Here is a 17,783-nt window from a genome sequence, read left to right on the forward strand (position 1 = left end):
GACGGGTCTGCGCCGGCGCTCGCGCCCCGGCGCGCGTCACGCGAGCTCGATGAGCTCCTGGTACTCCGCGCTCCAGTGGTCTTCCACGCCGTCGGGCATGATGAGCACGCGCTCGGGGTTCAGCGCCTCGACCGCGCCCGGGTCGTGCGAGACGAGTACGACGGCGCCCTCGAAGTGCGCGAGCGCGTCGAGGATCTCGCCGCGGCTGGCGGGGTCGAGGTTGTTGGTCGGCTCGTCGAGCAGCAGCACGTTGGCGCCCGAGACGACGATCATCGCGAGCGCGAGGCGCGTCTTCTCGCCGCCCGAGAGCACGCCGGCCGGCTTGTGCACGTCGTCGCCCGTGAACAGGAACGAGCCGAGCACCTTGCGCGCCTCGGTCTCGGTGAGGTTCGGCGACGAGCTCACCATGTTCTGCAGCACCGTGCGCGCGACGTCGATGGTCTCGTGCTCCTGCGCGAAGTAGCCGATGCGCAGCCCGTGGCCGGGCTCGATCCTGCCGGTGTCGGGCTGGTCGACGCCCGCGAGGATGCGCAGGAGCGTCGTCTTGCCCGCGCCGTTCAGCCCGATGATCACGACCTTCGAGCCGCGGTCGATGGCGAGGTCGACGGCCGTGAAGATCTCGAGCGAGCCGTAGCTCTTCGAGAGGTCGCTCGCGGCCAACGGCGTGCGACCGCACGCGGCGGGTGTCGGGAAGCGCAGCTTCGCGACCCGGTCGACGGCGCGAACCTCCTCGAGACCCGCGAGCAGCTTCTCGGCGCGCGCGACCATCTGGTGCGCCGCCGCGGCCTTCGACGCCTTCGCGCCGAACTTCGCCGCCTGCAGCTGCAGCGCGCCGGCCTTCTTCTCGGCGTTCGCGCGTTCCTTCTTGCGGCGCTCCTCGTCGGCGGCGCGCTGGCGCAGGTAGTGCTTCCAGCCCATGTTGTAGATGTCGATCACCGAGCGGTTCGCGTCGAGGTAGAAGACGCGGTTCACGACCTCGCCGACGAGTTCGACGTCGTGGCTGATCACGATGACGCCGCCCTTGGAGTTCTTCAGGAACTCGCGCAGCCACACGACCGAGTCGGCGTCGAGGTGGTTCGTCGGCTCGTCGAGGATCAGCGTGTCGGCGTCGGAGAACAGGATGCGCGCGAGCTCGATGCGTCGGCGCTGACCGCCGGAGAGCGTCTTCAGGGGCTGGTCGAGGATCCGGTCGGGCAGGTTCAGGTTCGAGGCGATCGACGCAGCCTCGGCCTCGGCGGCGTAGCCGCCCAACGCGGTGAAGCGGTCGGTGAGGTTGCCGTAGCGCTTCATCGCCTTCTCGGCGACCGCCTGGTCGGGCGAGCCCATCTGCTCGGACGCCTCGCGCATGCCGAGCACGAGGGAGCCGAGCCCGCGCGCATCGAGGATGCGCGTGCGAGCGAGCATCTCGGGGTCGCCCGAGCGCGGGTCCTGCGGCAGGTACCCGATCTCGCCCGAGCGGTCGATGCGCCCGCCGGTCGGCAGGGTCTCCCCCGCGAGGGTCTTCGTGAGCGTGGTCTTCCCGGCGCCGTTGCGGCCCACGAGGCCGATCTTGTCGCCCGGGGTCACCCGGAAGTTCACCTGCTCCATGAGCAGGCGGGCGCCCACGCGGATCTCGAGATCGTGGACGGCGAGCACGGTGGTCCTCCGGGGATTCGGTGGGGTCTGGGTTTCGTGCCGAGCGGCACAGCCTCCCAGTCTATCTTCCGCGCCGCCGGTTCGGCGCAGCCGCGCATGTCCGCGGCATCCGGCAGACTCGCAGCATGACGGATGCCTCCCCTGATGCGCCCGCCCCGGCGCTGCGCGCCGCTCGACTCGCCGCGCACGGCCTTCAGGGCGACGGGTTCGCCTCGCCGGCCGACGCCGTCGAGCGCCTCGTCTGCCTGCAGGCGCAGGATCTCGCCGCGGCGAAGTGGGTGCTCGGCGCACGCGTGCCGGGCACCGACGAGGCCTCGATCGACGCGGCGATCGAGTCTCGAGCCCTGCTGCGTTCATGGCCGATGCGGGGCACGCTCCACTTCGTCGCGCCGGCCATGCTGCGCCCGATCCTGCGCCTGACCTCGGCCCGGCTCTTCCAGCGGGCTGCGAAGACCCGCCGCGACGAGGGCATCGACGACGACGTACTCGCGGCCGCGCGGCGGGTCGCGGTGCGCGAGCTCGAGGGCGGCCGGGCGGCGACCCGCGATGAGCTGCAGGCCGCGTGGTCGGCCGCCGGCATCGAAGTGGCCGGCCAACGCGGCTACCACCTCATCTGGCACCTGGCCAACGAGGGCCTCATCTGCTGCGGACCGGTCGAGACGAGGGCCAGGCAGCGCTTCGTCCTGCTCGACGAGTGGTCGCCGGCCCGCACCGACGAGCCGGAAGACGTCGACGAGATCCTCGCTCGCCTCTTCACCGGCTACGCCCGCGGCCACGGTCCGGTCTCGGTGCGCGACTTCGCCTGGTGGTCCGGGCTCACGCTGACGCAGGCGCGCGCCGCCCGCGAGGCCGCCGGCGACGCCGTGGTCGAGTTCGACGCGGAACGCCTCGTCGCCGCCGACGCAGCGCCGCATCGGGGTGACCCGAGCGGTCGGTTCGTGCTCGCGCCGTTCGACGAGTACTTCCTCGGCTACGGCGATCGCAGCGCCTTCTGCTCCCCCGACGATGCGTTGCGGGTGGTGCCCGGCAAGAACGGGCTGTTCCTGCCGATCCTCGTGGCCGACGGCGAGGTGGTGGGCACGTGGCGCCGGTCGCCCGCACGGCGCGGTGCCACCGGCGTCGAGGTCGCGCCGTTCCGTACCGGCCTCGAGGTGGAGGAGTTCCGGCCCGCGTTCGAGCGCTGGGCGGAGTTCTGGCAGACCGGGCTCGGCGAGATCACGCGGGCGTGACGAAGGGCCGGATGCCCTGGGCCCACGGGCGCGGGGCATCCGGCCCTTCGATCATCGTCGCCGGACTACTGCTGGAGCGCCGCCTGCAGTTCGAGCGTGATGGTGACCTTGTCGCCGAGCAGCACGCCGCCGGTCTCCAGGGTCGAGTTCCAGGTGAGGCCGAAGTCCTCGCGGTTGATCTCGGCCTTGGCCGTCGCGCCGCCCTTGTAGTTGCCGTAGGGGTCGCCGCCGAAGCCACCGAACTCGAAGTCGAAGGTGACCGGCCTGGTGATGCCGCGGATCGTGAGATCGCCGTCGACCTTGAAGTCGCCGCCCTCGACGCGCACGCCGGTCGAGACGAAGTCGATGGTGGGGTAGGTCTCGGCGTCGAAGAAGTCGCCGGTGCGGAGGTGCCCGTCGCGGTTGGGCTCGTTGGTGTTCACCGACGCGACCTCGGCCGATGCGGTGACGCTCGACTCGAGCGGGTTCTCGGCGGTCGTGAACGTCGCGGTGAAACGCTCGAACTTGCCCTTGACCTTGCTGATCATGAGGTGGCGGATCTGGAAGCCGACCTCGCTGTGCGAGGGGTCGATGGTCCAGGTGCCGACGCGGTAGCCGGGGATCTCGATGGTCGAGGCGGTCGTGGTCATCGTGCGAACTCCAAAGGGTCGTGTCTGGTGGTCGTGGTCGGTGCGGCTGACGCCACACCCATGCAAACGCATGGAGACCTCCAGACTATTCCCGACCCGGCCGACGCGTTGCAACGCGAGGCAACACAGCCTCGCGTCGCATGGACAGCACCCGTGTCGCCGCCTCGTCCAGGCGCGCCTCGGGAATCCGCCCAGACCGCACGGCCTCGGCGATCGACGCCGACAGACCCGCGACCGAGATGCCGAACGTCGACGGGTCGGCCGGCAGCACGTACAGCAGCAGGTCGGTGCCGGCCGCGACCGCTCGCACGGCGTTCTCCCCCGGATCGGCGTACTCCGCCAGTCCGTTGTGCTGCAGCATGAGCATGTCGTCGGAGACCACGACGCCGTCGAAGCCGAGCTCCTCGCGCAGGATCCGGTGCCACTCGGCCGAGAGCGAGGCCGGTGCCGCGTCGACGGCCGGGTAGGCGAGGTGACCGGTCATCACGAGGTCGGCGCCGGCCTCGATGCCGGCTGAGAACGGAAGCGCCGGCCCGGCGCGCCACTCGTCGATCGTGAGCGGCGCGACCGGGACCGAGGCGTGCGAGTCGCCCGGCGCCGCACCGTGGCCGGGGAAGTGCTTGAGGGTCGAACCCGCGCGGCCGGCCTCCCCGGCCACCGCTGCGGCCACGCGGTCGGCGGCGGATGCCGGATCCGTGCCGAGCACGCGATCGGAGATGAACGAGTTCGCGTCCCCCGTCACGTCCGCCACGATGCCGAAGTTCACGTCGATGCCCGACTGGGCGAGCAGGTCGCCGCGGCGCGCGAACGCCGCCTCGGCATCGGCGGGCGCCAGCGCGCGCAGGTCGGGCGCCGCCGCGGCGTCGTCCCACGGCAGGCGCTGCACGATTCCGCCCTCCTCGTCGATGCCGATCAGCGTGCGAGCCTCGGGATCGACCTGCACGGCGCCGGTCAGCGCCGCGAGCTGCTCCGGCGATGCGGGGATGTTGTCGCCCATCAGGATGAGACCCGACACCCCCTGCTCGACGAGGGTGCGAAGCGGTGCGGGGTCCGTGCCCGGTGCGTGCACCATCAGCAGCGCGGCAGCCTTCTGCTCCAGCGTCATGGAGGCCAGCCGGGTCTCGACCCAGGCCGCGACGGGGTCCACGGGTGCCGGGGCGGGCGATGGCGTACGCGGCGAGGGCGCCGGGCTCGAGGCATCCGTGGCGCCCGAGGAGACGCCGCCGGCCGCGCACCCGGAGCCGGCGAGCACCGCCGCGACGACCACGGCGCCGAGGAAACGCTGCACCGACACGGGCGTCGAGTCTACGCTGCGTGTCCGCCCGGCGGCCGGGCATCCGCTGGGTAGACTCGCCGGGCCCGGGGAGGGGGTGCGCGATGCTGTTCGATCGACGGATGCCACGACCCCGCGCGCTCGCGGCCGGTCTCGCCGTCGCCGCCGCGCTCGGCCTCGTCGGCCCATGGTCGCCGCTGGTGGCGGGCAGTGCCGCGTTCGCCGAGGACTACCCGACCTGGGACCAGGTCGAGGCGGCGAAGGCGGACGTCGCGTCCCGCGAGGCGGAGGCCACCCGCATCGACGGCCTCATCCGAGGGCTCGAGGTCGAGGCCGCCCTGCTGGGCGACGCCGCCGTCGAATCGGCCGCTCGGGCCGCCGATGCCGAGCTCGCCCGACAGGCGGCGGCCGACGAGGCATCGCGGCTCACCGCCGCAGCAGACGCCGCGGCTGCGGCGGCAGAGGAGTCGTCGCGCCGCTTCGGACGCACGGCCGCCCTGCTCGCGCGGGCCGGCGGCGCGGACACCACACTCCAGCTGCTCTTCGCATCCGGCGACTCGCAGGAGGCGTCGGAGGACCCATCCGAGGTGCTGGCGGGGCTCGGGCTCGCGGCACGCGTCGCCGACCTCTACACGGGCGTCGCGCAACGCGCGGAGGTCGAGCGCGCGAACGCCGCCGCCCTGCGCGCCCAAGCCGACGTCGCGGCGGGCGAGCGCGATCGACTCGCGGTCGAGGCCGCAGATCGCGCCGTTGCGGCCGAGGCCGCCCACGAGGCCGCGGAGGCCCAGCTCGCGGGGCAGCGGCAGACGCTGGACACGCTGTACGCGCAGGTCGCGAGCCTGCGCGACCGCACGGTCGACCTCGAGCGCCGGTACCAGGTCGGCGAGCAGGCGCGGCAGGAGGCCGCCGCACGCGAGGCTGCCGCTCGCGAGGCCGAGGCCGCCGCCGCCGGCGCGATCGGCACGGCGCCCCCGCCCCCGGGGGTGATCGTCGATCCCGCCGGCGCCAAGGCGTATGCGCGCAGCGCGGTCGCCCGCTACGGCTGGGGCGACGGCGAGTACCAGTGCCTCGTCCTGCTCTGGACGCGCGAGTCGAGCTGGCGCGCCGACGCGTACAACGCGTCGAGCGGGGCCTACGGCATCCCGCAGTCGCTGCCGGGCAGCAAGATGGCGGCAGCGGGTGCCGACTGGCGCACCAACGCCGCCACGCAGATCGAATGGGGACTCTCGTACATCTCCGCGCGCTACGGCGCACCCTGCGGCGCGTGGGCGCACTCCGAGCGGGTCAACTGGTACTAGCGGTACAACTGGAACCGTGATGGATGCCGCCGGACCCGAGATGGATGCTGCTGAGCTCGCGGCCTTCCGCCGGCACGCGGGCGACGCGACGCTGCTCGCGGGCGGCGCCGCCGCCATCCTGCTCCAGCTCGCCGACCCGCGCGTCGCCCGCGGCGTCGCGCGGCACAGCGCGTTCCGATCCGACCCGCTCGCGCGACTGCGGGGAACGCTCGACTACGTGTACGCCGTCGGCTTCGGCGACGAGCCGCTCGTGCGCGCCGCGGTCGCGGAGGTCAACGCGCGCCACCGTCCCGTTCGCGGCCCGGCCGAGGCATCCGCACCGGCGTACTCGGCGTTCGACCGCGACGCGCAGCGCCACGTCGCCTCGACGATCCTCGCCGTCGCGCTCGACCTGGAGGAACGCGTCGGCGGCCCGCTCGAGCCGGCGACCGCCGACCTCCTCGTGCGCGGCTACGGCGCCCTCGGCGCCAACCTGCAGGCGAGCCCGGCCGGGTGGCCCGACTCCCGTGCCGCCTTCGATGCCTGGTGGCGGCCCCGTGTCCTCGAGCTCGAGGTGGGCCGTGAAGCGCGCGAGGTCGCGCGCGCCCTCCTGGTGACACCGAACCTGCCCCGCTGGATGCGTGCCGGGCTCCCGCCACTTCGGGTCGTGACCGCCGCCCTCCTGCCCGAGCCGGTGCGCAGCGCCTACGGCTTCCGGCTCACCGCCCGCGCTGAGCGGGTCGCCGACGGATGGTTCGACGCGCTCGCCGCGGCGAGGGCCGTCGTGCCCGCGCCGATCCGCCGCGCACCGATGCGGAATTCCCTCCGGCGGGTGCGCCGACGCACCCGGTACGCTGAGAGCGGGATCGGAACATGACCGAACACGCGCACCGGGGGGAACCGCTCGACCCGATCGATCGAAGAATCGTCGCGGAACTGAGCCGCGACGGTCGCCTCTCCGTGCGCACGCTCGCCGAGCGCGTGCACATCTCCCGCACGGCGGCACACAACCGGCTCTTGCACCTCCAGCAGCGCGGCGTGATCACCGGCTTCGGTGCCCAGATCGACCGTCGCGCCATCGGCCTCTCGATCTCGGCGCTCGTCGTGGTCAGGGTCGGCGACGTGCCCTGGGAGGGCCTCGCCCGGACGCTCGCCGCTCTGCCGTTCGTCGAGAAGGTCCAGGCGGTGTCGGGTGACCTCGACCTGATCCTGACCGTCAGCGCGCCCGACCACGAGCAGCTCAGCCAGGCGATTCTGCGGGACATCCAGGAACTGCCCGGCGTCGTGTCGACGCGGTCGCACCTGATCCTCGCCGAGGTACCCGGGCGTCCGCCGGCCCAGGCGCTCGACGTCTGGCGTAAATGAGGTCGGTGCCGGTCTGCAGCGGCGCTGCGACGGCGCGTCGCCGCGGCGAGCTGGGGACGCCGGCCTAGAAGAACTCGTCGGGCGTGCCCGCTGCGCGCTCGACATCGCGCGTGTCCTGACCGGCGCCCTTCAGCTTCGACACCGCCACCCGCAGGCCCGATTCCATCTGCGCCGCCCACGCGTCGGATTCGCGAGCGGTCACCTCGGCGGCACGTGCGCGAGCCTCGGCCGCCTCGGCGGCCTCGTGCGCGTCGCGCACCTGCCGCAGCGCGAGGCTGATGCCGTAGTAGGCCGCGACCATGGTCGCGATCGGGGCCGCGATGACCGCGAGGGCGCTGATCGCCGCGCCGGTCGGGCTGAATGCGATGAGCAGGGCGAACGCCAGGAAGAGCACGACGATCGCGACGAGCACCACGAGCATGAAGCGCAGGTCCCGGCTCCAGATCGACGGCGCAGCCTGGCGCGTGGTGGGTGCCGCCTCGGCGACCGGAGTCGGCTCGCCGTGCTCGGCCCCAGCGCCGGCCTCGGGTACGGTGCTGAAGATCTCCGTGGGATCCCCTGCCGTGGCACCCTGTGCCGTGGTGGACGGTCGAACCTGTGCGTCTGACATGAGCCTCCTGCTCCCCCGTGCTCGGACCACCCCATTCTGTGCCGCGTTCGGGGGACGGTCAAGCGGGCGCGCGGCGCGGCGCGAGTCGGCTCCGGTCGTATGCCGCCGGCGGAATCCGGCGACGTTCACGCTCGATCCGACGGGTGCCGGGGGTCTCCGGAGTGTCGGCGCGCGACGATACGCTCGAGCCCGTGCACCGTCCCCCGGCCCTCCCTCGACCTCGCCGCAGCCACTCCACCCGGGCGGTGTCCGTCCGATGATGGGCGTGAACCACGCGATCACCGGCGCCGCCGCCTGGATCGCGCTCACCGGCGCGGTGCCGTACCTCACGACTGGCGCGCTCCCCCTCGATCCGATCGGCGTCCTGGCCGGCGCCGCCGTCTGCGCCGGTGCGGCACTGCTGCCCGATGCCGATCACCACAGTGCGACGATCGCGCATTCGGTGCCCGTGCTCGGGCGCTTGGTCACCCGCGCGATCGGCGAGGTCTCCGGCGGCCACCGGCACGGCGCGCACTCGCTGCTCGCCGTCGGCGTGGCCGCGCTGCTGGCCTGGGCGCTGACCCTGCTCACGGTGCCGCTCGACGGGTTCGGCCCGGTCGCGATCGGCGCGGGCGTCGGGACGGCCGCGCTCGTGTGCTTCGGCCTCAAGGCGCGCGACTTCGTCGACCGATGGTCGACCGCCTGGCTGCTGGGCATCGCCATGGGGCTCTTCATCGTCGTCGTGGTGCCCGAGCAGATCGAGTGGTTCCCGGTCGCGGTCGCACTCGGCTACGCCGTGCACCTCGCGGGCGACGCCCTCACGACGGGCGGCCTCCCCGGCCCATGGTGGCCGTGGGTTCCCCGACCTCCGGCGGCGTTCGCCGAGGTCCCGGTGCTGAACCGCGTGTGGATGCGCAACGGCTACGTCGCCCTCCCCCTGCTCGGCGACACGGGTTCGCGTCGCGAACGCGCCTTCGGCGCGCTGCTCACGATCTACGTGAGCGTCGCCTCGGGCTACCAGTTGCTGCTCGGCATCGGCATCGACCCGCTCTCGATCGTCTGACGCGGATCCCCGCCGAAGGGTCGCGGTGCCCGCGCCGCGGTGTCAGGATCGACGCATGGACACGTGGAGTGACGACGAACTCGACCGCATCGGCACCGCGGAGGAACTGCGCATCTCCTCGCGGCGCAGCGACGGCAGCTTCAGCAAGCCGATCACCATCTGGGTCGTCAGGGTGGGCGACGACCTCTTCGTGCGCAGCGCCTATGGCGCCGACAACCCCTGGTTCGCCAACGCCCGCCGCCGCGGCGCCGGCCGCATCTCCGCGGTCGGCGTCGAACGCACGGTCGCCTTCGAGGATGCCTCGGATGCGTCGGCCGAGGCGATCGACGCGGCGTACCACGCGAAGTACGACCCGGTGAGCAGCCCGCGCATCGTCGCCACGGTCGTCGGCGAACGAGTGCACCCGCTCACCATCAGGCTGGTGCCGCGTTCGGAGTGAGCGCGGGCACCGGCGCCATCACGCGTCGGTCGACTGGTCCATGACGTAGATCGCCAGGCCTGCGGGGTCGCGATAGGTCGCTTGGAAGCCGCCCGGTATCTCCATCGGCGCCTCGATCACCTCGAGCGCCGCGGCGTGCTCCTCATGGAAGCGCGCGACGCTGTCGACGACGAAGACCGGCCCCGCCGGAGCATCCGGATCGTTGGCGTCGAGCATGAGCTGCACATCGCTGCCGGGAAGGCCCAACGCGACGGTCGTGTCACCCTCCCTCCAGATCTCCTCCGCGCCGAAGACGTCGCGGTAGAGCGAGAGCGAGGCCGGCAGGTCGGCCGTGGGCGCGAACAGGAACTCGAGCTTCATGACGGTTTCCTTCGTGTCGTAACGTGATTTCTTCTCAGCATAACGTCATTATGGAACCATGCGCGAGTGGATTCCGATATCGACCTCACCGAAAGGACGGCTCGTCCTGGAGGCCGCCCGGGCATTCGGGACGCGGCCCTACGACGAGGTCACCGTGACCGACCTGTCGCGTGCCGCCGAGGTCACCACCGGTGCGCTCTACCATCACTTCGAGGGCAAGCAGGGCCTCTACGGATTCGTGCGTGCCGACATCGAACGCCGCCTGCTGGACCGCATCGAGGGCGCCGCCGCCGCGATGGCCGACGACGATCCCTCCGCACGACTGTCGGCGGCGATGACGGTCGGCTTCGAGTACGCGGTGCGCGGCGGGTTCCTTCGCCTGCTCGCCGATCCACCGCGCACCGGCGACACCGACGAGCTCGCGGAGGCATTGGGAGGCCTGTGCGTGCCGGCCTCGGCCCAGCTCGGCGTCATCCTCGCTGCGGCGTGGCGGGCAGCTGTCGGCGCGGTCGCGGGCGGGACGGATGCCGACGCGGTTCGCGAGGCGCTCGAGCGCCTTCACGTCACTTGCGCGAGCGCCGACGACGGCCACCCGATCGGCGCAGACGAAGAAAGCCCCCGGCCGACGGCCAGGGGCTTTCAAGATGTCGGAGAACCGACGTGGTGGATCTGAGGGGACTCGAACCCCTGACCCCCTGCATGCCATGCAGGTGCGCTACCAGCTGCGCCACAGACCCGTTCGTTTCCGCTCTCGCGGCAACGGATTCAAGATTACACCAGCGGGAGCCGGGAAATGAAATCGAGGCGACCTCACTGCGAGGCGTCGGTGGCGGATGCCTGGACCATCGGCTCGACGGGGATGACGGGGCAGTCGAGCCACAGGCGTTCGAGGCCGTAGTACATGCGGTCCTCGCGGTGGAAGACGTGCACGACGAGGTCGCCGAAGTCCAGCAGCACCCAGCGGCCGTTCTCGCGGCCCTCACGGCGCGCCGCCTTGGCACCGGCCTCGACCAGGCGGTCCTGGACCTCGTCGGAGATGGCGAGCACCTGGCGTTCGCTCGTGCCGGTGACGAGCAGGAAGACATCGGCGAACGGCGTCGGCCCGGAGACGTCGAGGGCGACCAGGTCTTCGCCGCCCTTCGCATCGGCCGCGCGTGCGGCGACCGCGGTGAGTTCGAGGGCGTGCGAGGAGGCGGTCATGCGGTCCTTTCGGGACGGTGCGTGCGGCGCAGGACGGCCGCTCGAGTCGATGCGAGCGTGGCGCGCATCAGAAGAGTCCGAACACCGCGCCGGCGATGAGCGTGGCGACGACGCCGAGGGTGAGCACGCCGGCCGTGATGGCGAGCACGAGCGGAGTGTTCATGCCCTCCTTCTTCGGCGGGGTCATCATGGTGCGGGCCGGCGCCTGCGTGCTGATGGCGCGCGTGGCCGAGACGGGCGCGACACCGGTGCCCGCCGTGTCCTCGACCTGGTCGAAGAGCCGGTCGACGTCGCTCGAGTCGATCTGGCTCGGATGGATGCCGGTCGCACCGTAGCTGCGCGGGAGGTCGATCGAGCCCGTCACGATGATCTCGCTGGACGCACCGTTCGGCTGGCCGATGGGCCCCTGGTTGGGCAGGGTCGGCAGGATCAGCGCGTTCGTCGTGGTGGGCACGCCGTGGGCGGCGCCCCCGCCTCGCGAGAGGATCTGGTCGTAGGGCTCGGGGCGTTCCTCAGGCAGGTCGAGCTGGCTCGTCCAGTGGCCGACCGGCTTCGGAGCGGCGACGGGCTGATCGGCCCGCGCGGCTTCGGTCGCCGGGTGCGGGGCAGGCGCACGCACGGGCGCGGGCGGAAGCGACGCTCCGGGCACCGCCGGGCGGATGGGCTGGGGCTGGGGCTGGCCGGGGGCCTGCTGCGGCGTGCGCTGCGGGCCGGGCTGCTGAGATCCCGGCATCGGTGCGCCGGGCATCGGCGCGGCTGGAAGCGGCGATCCCTGTGCCGTGGCCGGTCGCGGCCCCGGAGCGGTCGGGTGCCCCGGTGAGCCGCCCTGCCCGGTGCCGCCGAAGACCGCGTCGACACCGTCTTCGTCGTCGTCGATCGCGTCGGCGCCGAGGCCGTGCGAATCGATGAGGGCGCGGAGTTCGCGCCGCGTCAGCGTGCGCTCGGGGGTCTTGCCGGTCTTGGGCGCCGGGTTCGGCTCGGCGGCGGCCTGGCGCGACGTCGGCTGCGGCGTGTCGCGCGGCACGAACGGCGAGGCGCCCTGCTGAGGAGCGGGAACCCCCTGTTGCGGCGCTGGTGCGGCGATCGGACCGCCGAACGGCGAACCCTGTGCGCCGGCTGCGCCGCCGGCCGACATCGGCGAGTACGCGGGCGCAGGCGCGGCGGCGGGCGTCGGAGCAGCGGAGGGCCGAGCGGGCGCGGCTGCCGGTGCCGCGAACGCGGGCGGCTGCGGGGCCGGCGCGACCGGGAAGCTCGGCGCAGGCGCGGGAGCCGGCGCGGGCTGGGCCTGCTGGGCGGGAGGGGTCGCCGAATCGGTCTGCAGCTCCTGCAGACGCTCGCGCTCTCGCATCTCGCGACGCGTGAGCGGCGGTTCCTGCGACGACGTCATTCGACACTCCGGTAGAGATGGTGCTTGGAGATGTACTGGACGACCCCATCGGGCACCAAGTACCACACCGGGAAACCCCGGCGCACCCTGCTCCGGCAATCGGTCGACGAGATCGCAAGCGCCGGAACTTCAAGCAAGCTTACGTGCTGCTCCGGCAAACCTGAAACGTTGAGCACATGTCCCGGTCGACTCACAGCCACGAAGTGCGCGAGCTCCCAGAGCTCCTCGACGTCGCGCCAGGAGAGGATCTGGGCGACCGCGTCGGCACCCGTGATGAAGAACAGGTCGGCATCGGGCCGCTGCCCGCGGATGTCGTTCAGCGTGTCGATCGTGTAGGTCGGCTTCGACCGGTCGATGTCGACGCGGCTGACCGTGAAACGGGGGTTCGACGCCGTCGCGATCACCGTCATGAGGTACCGGTGCTCGGCCGGCGTCACCACCTCCTTGTAGGAGGGGCGCCCCGTGGGCACGAACATCACCTCGTCGAGGTCGAACGACTGCGCGACCTCGCTCGCCGCCACGAGGTGGCCGTGGTGGATGGGATCGAACGTCCCGCCCATCACCCCGACCCGTGGCCGGCGAACTGCGCCCGTCATCGAACGAACTGCCGGCTCAGTGGCCCGCGTGCTCTTCCTCGCCGTGGCGCGCGGCGTACGCCTCGGACTTGAAGCGGTGCCGGTTGGCGACGTCGCGGTAGGACGCCGTGACGAACCCGAGCGCGATGAAGATGACCAGCGCCACGACGCCGTACAGCACGGGCTCCATCGGCAGTTCGCGTGCGTGCACCGTCTCGGTGAGGACTACGGTCGCCAGGCTCATTGAGCGGTTCCTTTCGTTCTCGCACCGGTATGGGGCTCGCGGCGCGCATCGGCCAGTCTAGCGAGGTCAGGCGCGCACGTGACCCGCGCCGCGCACGATCCACTTGGTGCTGGTCAGCTCGGGCAGCCCCATCGGCCCGCGCGCGTGCAGCTTCTGGGTGGAGATGCCGACCTCGGCGCCGAACCCGAACTCGGCGCCGTCGGTGAACCGGGTCGACGCGTTCACGATGACCGCGGCCGCGTCGACCTCGTTCAGGAAGCGCTCGGCGTTGCCGAGGTCGTTGGTGACGATCGACTCGGTGTGCCGGGTCGAGTACCGGCGGATGTGCGCCAGCGCGTCGTCGATCGAGTCGACGACCGCGACCGAGAGGTCGAGGCTCATGTGCTCCGTCGCCCAGTCTTCGTCGGTTACGGGCAGCGCCGTGGGTCGAAGTGCGCGCACCCGGTCGTCGCCGTGCACCGTCACGCCGGATGCCTCGAGCCGGTCGAGCACGGGAGGCAGCAGCCGATCGGCGGCGGCGCGGTGCACCAGCAGGGTCTCGAGCGCGTTGCAGACGCTCGGGCGCTGCACCTTGGCGTTGTGCACGAGGTCGACCGCCCAGTCCTCGCGCGCGCTCTCGTCGAGGAACATGTGCACGACGCCGGCCCCGGTCTCGATGACGGGCACCTTCGCCTCGTCGACCACGGCGCGGATGAGTCCCGCGCTGCCGCGCGGAATGAGCACGTCGACGTAGTCGCGCGCCTGCATGAGGTGCCGGGCACCGGCCCTGCCGTAGTCGTCGACGGTCTGCACCGCGTCGGCGGGGAGCCCGGCCGCCTCGAACGCGTCGCGCAGCACGGCGATGAGCACCTCGTTGGTGCGCTCGGCGGCGGTGCCGCCGCGCAGCACGACGGCGTTGCCGCTCTTGAGGGCGAGCGACGCGATGTCGATGGTGACGTTCGGGCGTGCCTCGTAGATCGCGCCCACGACCCCCAACGGCACGCGCACCTGGTCGATGCGCACTCCGCTCGGCAGCGACCGGCCCGAGACCGTCTCGCCGACCGGGTCGTCGAGGCCGACCACGTCGATCACGGCGTCGGCGAGGGCGCCGATGCGGCGTTCGTCGAGGGCGAGGCGGTCGAGCAGCCCGTCGCTGAGGCCGGCCTCGCGGCCGGCGGCGAGGTCGGCGGCGTTCGCGGCTTCGATGTCGGCGGCGCGCTCGCGCAGCAGCCGCGAGACGTGCCCGAGCGCGGCATCCTTCTGCGCGGTCGTCGCCGTGGCGAGCCGGTAGGAGGCCTCCTTCGCCGCGGCGAGCCGGGCATCGAGGACATCGGGGTCGAGGTCGGGGTGCGCCATGGCACCAGCTTAGGAGAGCGCCCTCGCCTCGCCGGCCGTGTGACGGCGGGCGGCGGGCTCGAACCACGTGCCGAGCTGCTCGCGCCCCTCGAGCGCGTCGGCGACGAGGGCCGTGGCGGTGATGAGCACGGCCGTGCCGGATGCCGCGGCGATGCGGGCGGCCGAGACCTTGGTCTCCGCTCCCCCGGTGCCGACCCCGGCGCGACCGACCGAGCCGATCTCGACGCCCGCGAGCGCGTCGCCGAACGCCACGTTCGCAATGCGCTCGGCGCCCGGCAGGTGCGGGGGCTTCGTGTAGAGGGCGTCGACGTCGGAGAGGAGCACGAGCAGGTCGGCGCCGATCAGCTCGGCCACGAGTGCCGCGAGCCGGTCGTTGTCGCCGAACCGGATCTCGTGCGTCGCGACCGTGTCGTTCTCGTTCACGATCGGGAGGATGCGAAGGCCGAGCAGGCGCTCCATGGCGCGCTGCGCGTTCTGCCGGGGCGTCTGGTTCTCGAGGTCGCCCGCGGTCAGCAGGACCTGCCCGGCGAGGATGCCGTGCCGGTCGAGGCTCGTCTGGTACCTCCACATGAGCACGTTCTGGCCGACCGCCGCCGCAGCCTGCTGCGTCGCGAGATCGGTCGGCCGGCCCTCGAGGTCGAGGAACGGGATCGCGGTCGCGATCGCCCCGGAGGAGACGAGCACGACCTCGGTGCCGCGGGCGTGGGCTGCGGCGAGGGCGTCGACCAGTGGGTCGATCTGCCCGGCGTTGTCGCCGCTGACCGACGAGGAGCCGACCTTGACCACGATGCGGTTCGCGGTGAGGATGTCTGCCGGCCTGCGCGGGGTCACTTCCCGGTCTCCTCCTGATCGGTCTCGTCGTCGGCCCAGATTCCGGCCTCGCGCTCGCGCTGGAGCTCGGCGCGCGCCTCGGCCTTGGCGTCCATGCGCTCGTGGTAGTCGACCTTGCGCTCGGCACGCGTCGCGCGACGGTTCTCGTCGAGCCGCGCGTCGGTGCCGCGCGGAGCGGTCATGAGTTCGGCGGTCGAGGTGAGGGTCGGCTCCCAGTCGAACACGACGCCCGACCCCGCGCCGATGACGACGGTGGACCCGGCCACCGCGCCGGCCCGCACGAGCTGGTCCTCGACGCCGAGGCGGGCGAGCCGGTCGGCGAGGTACCCGACGGCCTCGTCGTTGGTGAAGTCCGTCTGCGCGACCCAGCGCTCGGGCTTCGCGCCGAGCACGCGGTACAGCGTTCCGTAGCTGCCGCCCTCGGCACGCACGACGAAGCCCTGGTCGTTGACGGCCTTGGGCCGCATGACGATGCGCGGGGCGGCGGGAGCCGCGGCCTGCTCGAGCCGGGCCCGGTCGACGAGCTCGCCGAGCGCGAAGCCCAGCTGGCGAAGGCCCTCGTGCGACACCGTGGAGATCTCGAACACGCGGTACCCGCGCGACTCGAGTTCGGGTCGCACGAAGTCTGCGAGCTCGCGCGCCTCGGGAACGTCGATCTTGTTGAGCGCCACGAGCTGCGGTCGCTCGAGCAGCGGGACCTGGCCCTCGGGCACCGGGTAGGCCGCCAGCTCGCCGAGGATGACCTCGAGGTCGCTGATCGGGTCGCGTCCCGGTTCGAGCGTGGCGCAGTCGAGCACGTGCAGCAACGCCGAGCACCGCTCGACGTGGCGGAGGAACTCGAGGCCGAGGCCCTTGCCCTCGCTCGCGCCCTCGATGAGGCCGGGAACGTCGGCGACCGTGAACCGGTGGTCGCCGGCCTCGACGACGCCGAGGTTCGGGTGCAGGGTCGTGAACGGATAGTCGGCGATCTTGGGCCGTGCCGCCGACATCGCGGCGATGAGGCTCGACTTGCCGGCCGACGGGAACCCGACGAGGGCCACGTCGGCGATCGTCTTCAGCTCGAGCGTGACCTCGCCCTCGAACCCGGGCGTACCGAGCAGCGCGAAGCCGGGCGCCTTGCGCTTGGTCGACGCGAGCGCCGCGTTGCCGAGCCCGCCCTGGCCGCCGGGCGCGACGATGAAGCGCATGCCGGGTTCGGTCAGGTCGGCGAGTTCAACGCCGGTTTCGTCTTTGACGACCGTGCCGACCGGCACGGGCAGCTCGACGTCCTCACCCATCGCTCCCGACCGGTTGTCGCCCATGCCGGGCTGGCCGTTCGGCGACGTGCGGTGCGGGCGCCCGTGGTACGCGAGCAGGGTGGTGACCTGCGGGTCGGCGACCAGCACGATGTCACCGCCGTCGCCGCCGTTGCCGCCGTCGGGGCCGGCGAGCGGCTTGAACTTCTCACGCCGCACGGACACGCAGCCATTGCCTCCGTGTCCGGCCTTGACGAACAAGCGGACTTCATCCACGAAGCTGACCATGCCGTTGCCCTCCCCTCTGCACTGCTCGAATTGTCTGGAAAACACGTGAGGGCGAGCCGAAGCCCGCCCTCACGCGATCGATCGATCGGCTATTCGCCGGCCGCCACGATGTTGACGACCTTGCGGCCGCCCTTGGCGCCGAACTGGACGGAGCCGGCCTCGAGCGCGAACAGCGTGTCGTCGCCACCGCGACCGACACCCGCGCCGGGGTGGAAGTGGGTGCCGCGCTGGCGGACGATGATCTCGCCGGCCTTGACGACCTGGCCGCCGAAGCGCTTCACGCCGAGGCGCTGCGCGTTCGAGTCACGACCGTTGCGAGTGGAGCTCGCTCCCTTTTTGTGTGCCATGTCAGTCTCTCCTTGCCGAGGCGCGTTACTTGATGCCGGTGACCTTGACGCGCGTGAGCTCCTGACGGTGGCCCTGGCGCTTCTTGTAGCCCGACTTGTTCTTGAACTTCTGGATCACGATCTTCGGGCCACGGAGGTCGTTCAGAACCTCAGCCGTGACCGTGACCTTCGCGAGCGACTTGGCGTCGGAGGTGATCTTGTCGCCGTCGACGAGGAGGACGGGGACCAGCTGGACCGTTCCGTCCTTGTCGGCCTTGATGCGATCCATCGTCACGATGGTGCCGACCTCGACCTTCTCCTGCCGACCGCCGGCGCGCACTACTGCGTAAACCACTACTCGTACCTATCTCTGGGGAGCCGGGGCTCCGTCTGTCTGATGGGGATGTCACTGCGCGAGACCCCAGCGGGAAGGAGGGTCGTCTGCCAGAAAACTGTGCGTGCGCGCCGGGATAAGCGGCGGCACCAACGGTCGAGTTTACCGG

The 17,783-nt window shown here is 72.1% G+C and carries 21 protein-coding genes and 1 tRNA gene; 7 read left to right on the top strand and 15 right to left on the bottom strand.

Annotation, left to right across the window (positions count from 1 at the left end):
• Positions 1–36: 36 nt before the first annotated feature.
• Entirely contained in the window at positions 37–1,635 is a 1,599-nt protein-coding gene (locus GE115_RS00985; RefSeq protein WP_312854754.1) for an ABC-F family ATP-binding cassette domain-containing protein, read from the bottom strand.
• Between the two features lie 125 nt (positions 1,636–1,760).
• Here GE115_RS00985 and GE115_RS00990 point away from each other — a divergent pair, with 125 nt between their 5' ends.
• Positions 1,761–2,864 carry a winged helix DNA-binding domain-containing protein gene (locus tag GE115_RS00990; RefSeq protein WP_153682963.1) on the top strand — a complete coding sequence of 368 codons (1,104 nt, stop codon included), beginning with the start codon at positions 1,761–1,763 and terminating at the stop codon, positions 2,862–2,864.
• 65 nt (positions 2,865–2,929) lie between these two features.
• On the opposite strand, the gene GE115_RS00995 is transcribed toward GE115_RS00990, so the two are convergent.
• Complete coding sequence (locus tag GE115_RS00995) at positions 2,930–3,493, bottom strand: YceI family protein (RefSeq protein WP_153682964.1); 564 nt, start codon at positions 3,491–3,493, stop codon at positions 2,930–2,932.
• 85 nt (positions 3,494–3,578) lie between these two features.
• A complete protein-coding gene (locus tag GE115_RS01000; RefSeq protein WP_312854755.1) occupies positions 3,579–4,787 on the bottom strand; it encodes a glycoside hydrolase family 3 N-terminal domain-containing protein in 1,209 nt (402 codons plus the stop codon).
• A gap of 101 nt (positions 4,788–4,888) precedes the next feature.
• On the opposite strand from GE115_RS01000, the gene GE115_RS01005 reads away from it, so the two are divergent.
• The 3 genes from GE115_RS01005 to GE115_RS01015 are packed head-to-tail and all read left to right on the top strand — an operon-like array spanning position 4,889 to position 7,408.
• Positions 4,889–6,064, top strand: coding sequence for an aggregation-promoting factor C-terminal-like domain-containing protein (locus tag GE115_RS01005; RefSeq protein ID WP_153682966.1), 1,176 nt, complete (start codon positions 4,889–4,891; stop codon positions 6,062–6,064).
• A 19-nt stretch (positions 6,065–6,083) separates the two neighbouring features.
• Positions 6,084–6,920: an oxygenase MpaB family protein gene (locus GE115_RS01010; RefSeq protein ID WP_246190488.1), complete on the top strand. Its 837-nt coding sequence runs from the start codon at positions 6,084–6,086 to the stop codon at positions 6,918–6,920.
• Positions 6,917–7,408 (top strand): Lrp/AsnC family transcriptional regulator, encoded by a 492-nt coding sequence (locus tag GE115_RS01015; protein ID WP_153682968.1) that lies wholly within the window; start codon positions 6,917–6,919, stop codon positions 7,406–7,408. The genes GE115_RS01010 and GE115_RS01015 overlap by 4 nt, the downstream gene beginning before the upstream one ends.
• A 64-nt stretch (positions 7,409–7,472) precedes the next feature.
• Here GE115_RS01015 and GE115_RS18275 read toward each other — a convergent pair whose 3' ends face one another.
• Positions 7,473–8,018 carry a hypothetical protein gene (locus GE115_RS18275; protein WP_172979629.1) on the bottom strand — a complete coding sequence of 182 codons (546 nt, stop codon included), beginning with the start codon at positions 8,016–8,018 and terminating at the stop codon, positions 7,473–7,475.
• 265 nt (positions 8,019–8,283) lie between these two features.
• Between GE115_RS18275 and GE115_RS18280 the strand changes: the two genes are divergently transcribed.
• Positions 8,284–9,060, top strand: coding sequence for a metal-dependent hydrolase (locus GE115_RS18280; protein ID WP_172979630.1), 777 nt, complete (start codon positions 8,284–8,286; stop codon positions 9,058–9,060).
• Positions 9,061–9,115: 55 nt separating this feature from the next.
• Positions 9,116–9,499, top strand: a complete 384-nt coding sequence (locus tag GE115_RS01030; protein WP_153682971.1) for a DUF2255 family protein — start codon at positions 9,116–9,118, stop codon at positions 9,497–9,499.
• 18 nt (positions 9,500–9,517) lie between these two features.
• Here the strand turns inward: GE115_RS01030 and GE115_RS01035 are convergent, their stop codons facing one another.
• A complete protein-coding gene (locus GE115_RS01035; protein WP_153682972.1) occupies positions 9,518–9,859 on the bottom strand; it encodes a VOC family protein in 342 nt (113 codons plus the stop codon).
• A gap of 58 nt (positions 9,860–9,917) precedes the next feature.
• On the opposite strand from GE115_RS01035, the gene GE115_RS01040 reads away from it, so the two are divergent.
• The gene (locus GE115_RS01040; RefSeq protein WP_153682973.1) at positions 9,918–10,532 is read left to right on the top strand and encodes a TetR/AcrR family transcriptional regulator; all 615 of its coding nucleotides are present in this window, start codon (positions 9,918–9,920) and stop codon (positions 10,530–10,532) included.
• Here GE115_RS01040 and GE115_RS01045 read toward each other — a convergent pair.
• The 10 genes from GE115_RS01045 to rplU all read right to left on the bottom strand — a co-directional run bounded on the left by GE115_RS01045 (position 10,521) and on the right by rplU (position 17,635).
• A tRNA-Ala gene (locus GE115_RS01045) sits at positions 10,521–10,596 on the bottom strand. The two genes, GE115_RS01040 and GE115_RS01045, sit on opposite strands and share 12 nt — an antisense overlap.
• 73 nt (positions 10,597–10,669) lie before the next feature.
• Positions 10,670–11,059, bottom strand: a complete 390-nt coding sequence (gene rsfS / locus GE115_RS01050) for a ribosome silencing factor (protein WP_153682974.1) — start codon at positions 11,057–11,059, stop codon at positions 10,670–10,672.
• A 67-nt stretch (positions 11,060–11,126) separates the two neighbouring features.
• Positions 11,127–12,446, bottom strand: coding sequence for a hypothetical protein (locus GE115_RS01055; RefSeq protein WP_153682975.1), 1,320 nt, complete (start codon positions 12,444–12,446; stop codon positions 11,127–11,129).
• On the bottom strand, positions 12,443–13,042 hold the full coding sequence (gene nadD, locus GE115_RS01060) for a nicotinate-nucleotide adenylyltransferase (protein WP_153682976.1): 600 nt from the start codon (positions 13,040–13,042) through the stop codon (positions 12,443–12,445). The genes GE115_RS01055 and nadD overlap by 4 nt, the downstream gene beginning before the upstream one ends.
• Positions 13,043–13,058: 16 nt before the next feature.
• A complete protein-coding gene (locus tag GE115_RS01065; protein ID WP_153682977.1) occupies positions 13,059–13,265 on the bottom strand; it encodes a hypothetical protein in 207 nt (68 codons plus the stop codon).
• 66 nt (positions 13,266–13,331) lie between these two features.
• Positions 13,332–14,600, bottom strand: a complete 1,269-nt coding sequence (locus GE115_RS01070; RefSeq protein WP_153682978.1) for a glutamate-5-semialdehyde dehydrogenase — start codon at positions 14,598–14,600, stop codon at positions 13,332–13,334.
• 9 nt (positions 14,601–14,609) lie between these two features.
• Positions 14,610–15,431 carry a glutamate 5-kinase gene (proB, locus tag GE115_RS01075; RefSeq protein ID WP_312854756.1) on the bottom strand — a complete coding sequence of 274 codons (822 nt, stop codon included), beginning with the start codon at positions 15,429–15,431 and terminating at the stop codon, positions 14,610–14,612.
• Positions 15,428–16,954, bottom strand: a complete 1,527-nt coding sequence (gene obgE, locus GE115_RS01080; protein WP_153682979.1) for a GTPase ObgE — start codon at positions 16,952–16,954, stop codon at positions 15,428–15,430. Before obgE ends, proB begins: the two co-directional genes overlap by 4 nt.
• Positions 16,955–17,043: 89 nt before the next feature.
• Positions 17,044–17,301, bottom strand: coding sequence for a 50S ribosomal protein L27 (gene rpmA, locus GE115_RS01085; RefSeq protein WP_153682980.1), 258 nt, complete (start codon positions 17,299–17,301; stop codon positions 17,044–17,046).
• 25 nt (positions 17,302–17,326) lie between these two features.
• Positions 17,327–17,635, bottom strand: a complete 309-nt coding sequence (gene rplU, locus GE115_RS01090) for a 50S ribosomal protein L21 (RefSeq protein ID WP_312854757.1) — start codon at positions 17,633–17,635, stop codon at positions 17,327–17,329.
• Between the last annotated feature and the right edge of the window lie 148 nt (positions 17,636–17,783).

Source organism: Agromyces agglutinans (genome assembly GCF_009647605.1).
GTDB classification, from domain to species: Bacteria; Actinomycetota; Actinomycetes; order Actinomycetales; family Microbacteriaceae; genus Agromyces; species Agromyces agglutinans.

Bases quoted from the DNA above. Each gene is read 5' to 3' on its own strand.
- GE115_RS00990 (WP_153682963.1), top strand. From the start codon at position 1,761: ATGACGGATGCCTCCCCTGATGCGCCCGCCCCGGCGCTGCGCGCCGCT.
- GE115_RS00995 (WP_153682964.1), bottom strand. From the start codon at position 3,493: ATGACCACGACCGCCTCGACCATCGAGATCCCCGGCTACCGCGTCGGC.
- GE115_RS01005 (WP_153682966.1), top strand. From the start codon at position 4,889: ATGCCACGACCCCGCGCGCTCGCGGCCGGTCTCGCCGTCGCCGCCGCG.
- GE115_RS01010 (WP_246190488.1), top strand. From the start codon at position 6,084: ATGGATGCCGCCGGACCCGAGATGGATGCTGCTGAGCTCGCGGCCTTC.
- GE115_RS01015 (WP_153682968.1), top strand. From the start codon at position 6,917: ATGACCGAACACGCGCACCGGGGGGAACCGCTCGACCCGATCGATCGA.
- GE115_RS18275 (WP_172979629.1), bottom strand. From the start codon at position 8,018: ATGTCAGACGCACAGGTTCGACCGTCCACCACGGCACAGGGTGCCACG.
- GE115_RS01030 (WP_153682971.1), top strand. From the start codon at position 9,116: ATGGACACGTGGAGTGACGACGAACTCGACCGCATCGGCACCGCGGAG.
- GE115_RS01035 (WP_153682972.1), bottom strand. From the start codon at position 9,859: ATGAAGCTCGAGTTCCTGTTCGCGCCCACGGCCGACCTGCCGGCCTCG.
- GE115_RS01040 (WP_153682973.1), top strand. From the start codon at position 9,918: ATGCGCGAGTGGATTCCGATATCGACCTCACCGAAAGGACGGCTCGTC.
- rsfS (WP_153682974.1), bottom strand. From the start codon at position 11,059: ATGACCGCCTCCTCGCACGCCCTCGAACTCACCGCGGTCGCCGCACGC.
- GE115_RS01055 (WP_153682975.1), bottom strand. From the start codon at position 12,446: ATGACGTCGTCGCAGGAACCGCCGCTCACGCGTCGCGAGATGCGAGAG.
- nadD (WP_153682976.1), bottom strand. From the start codon at position 13,042: ATGACGGGCGCAGTTCGCCGGCCACGGGTCGGGGTGATGGGCGGGACG.
- GE115_RS01065 (WP_153682977.1), bottom strand. From the start codon at position 13,265: ATGAGCCTGGCGACCGTAGTCCTCACCGAGACGGTGCACGCACGCGAA.
- GE115_RS01070 (WP_153682978.1), bottom strand. From the start codon at position 14,600: ATGGCGCACCCCGACCTCGACCCCGATGTCCTCGATGCCCGGCTCGCC.
- obgE (WP_153682979.1), bottom strand. From the start codon at position 16,954: ATGGTCAGCTTCGTGGATGAAGTCCGCTTGTTCGTCAAGGCCGGACAC.
- rpmA (WP_153682980.1), bottom strand. From the start codon at position 17,301: ATGGCACACAAAAAGGGAGCGAGCTCCACTCGCAACGGTCGTGACTCG.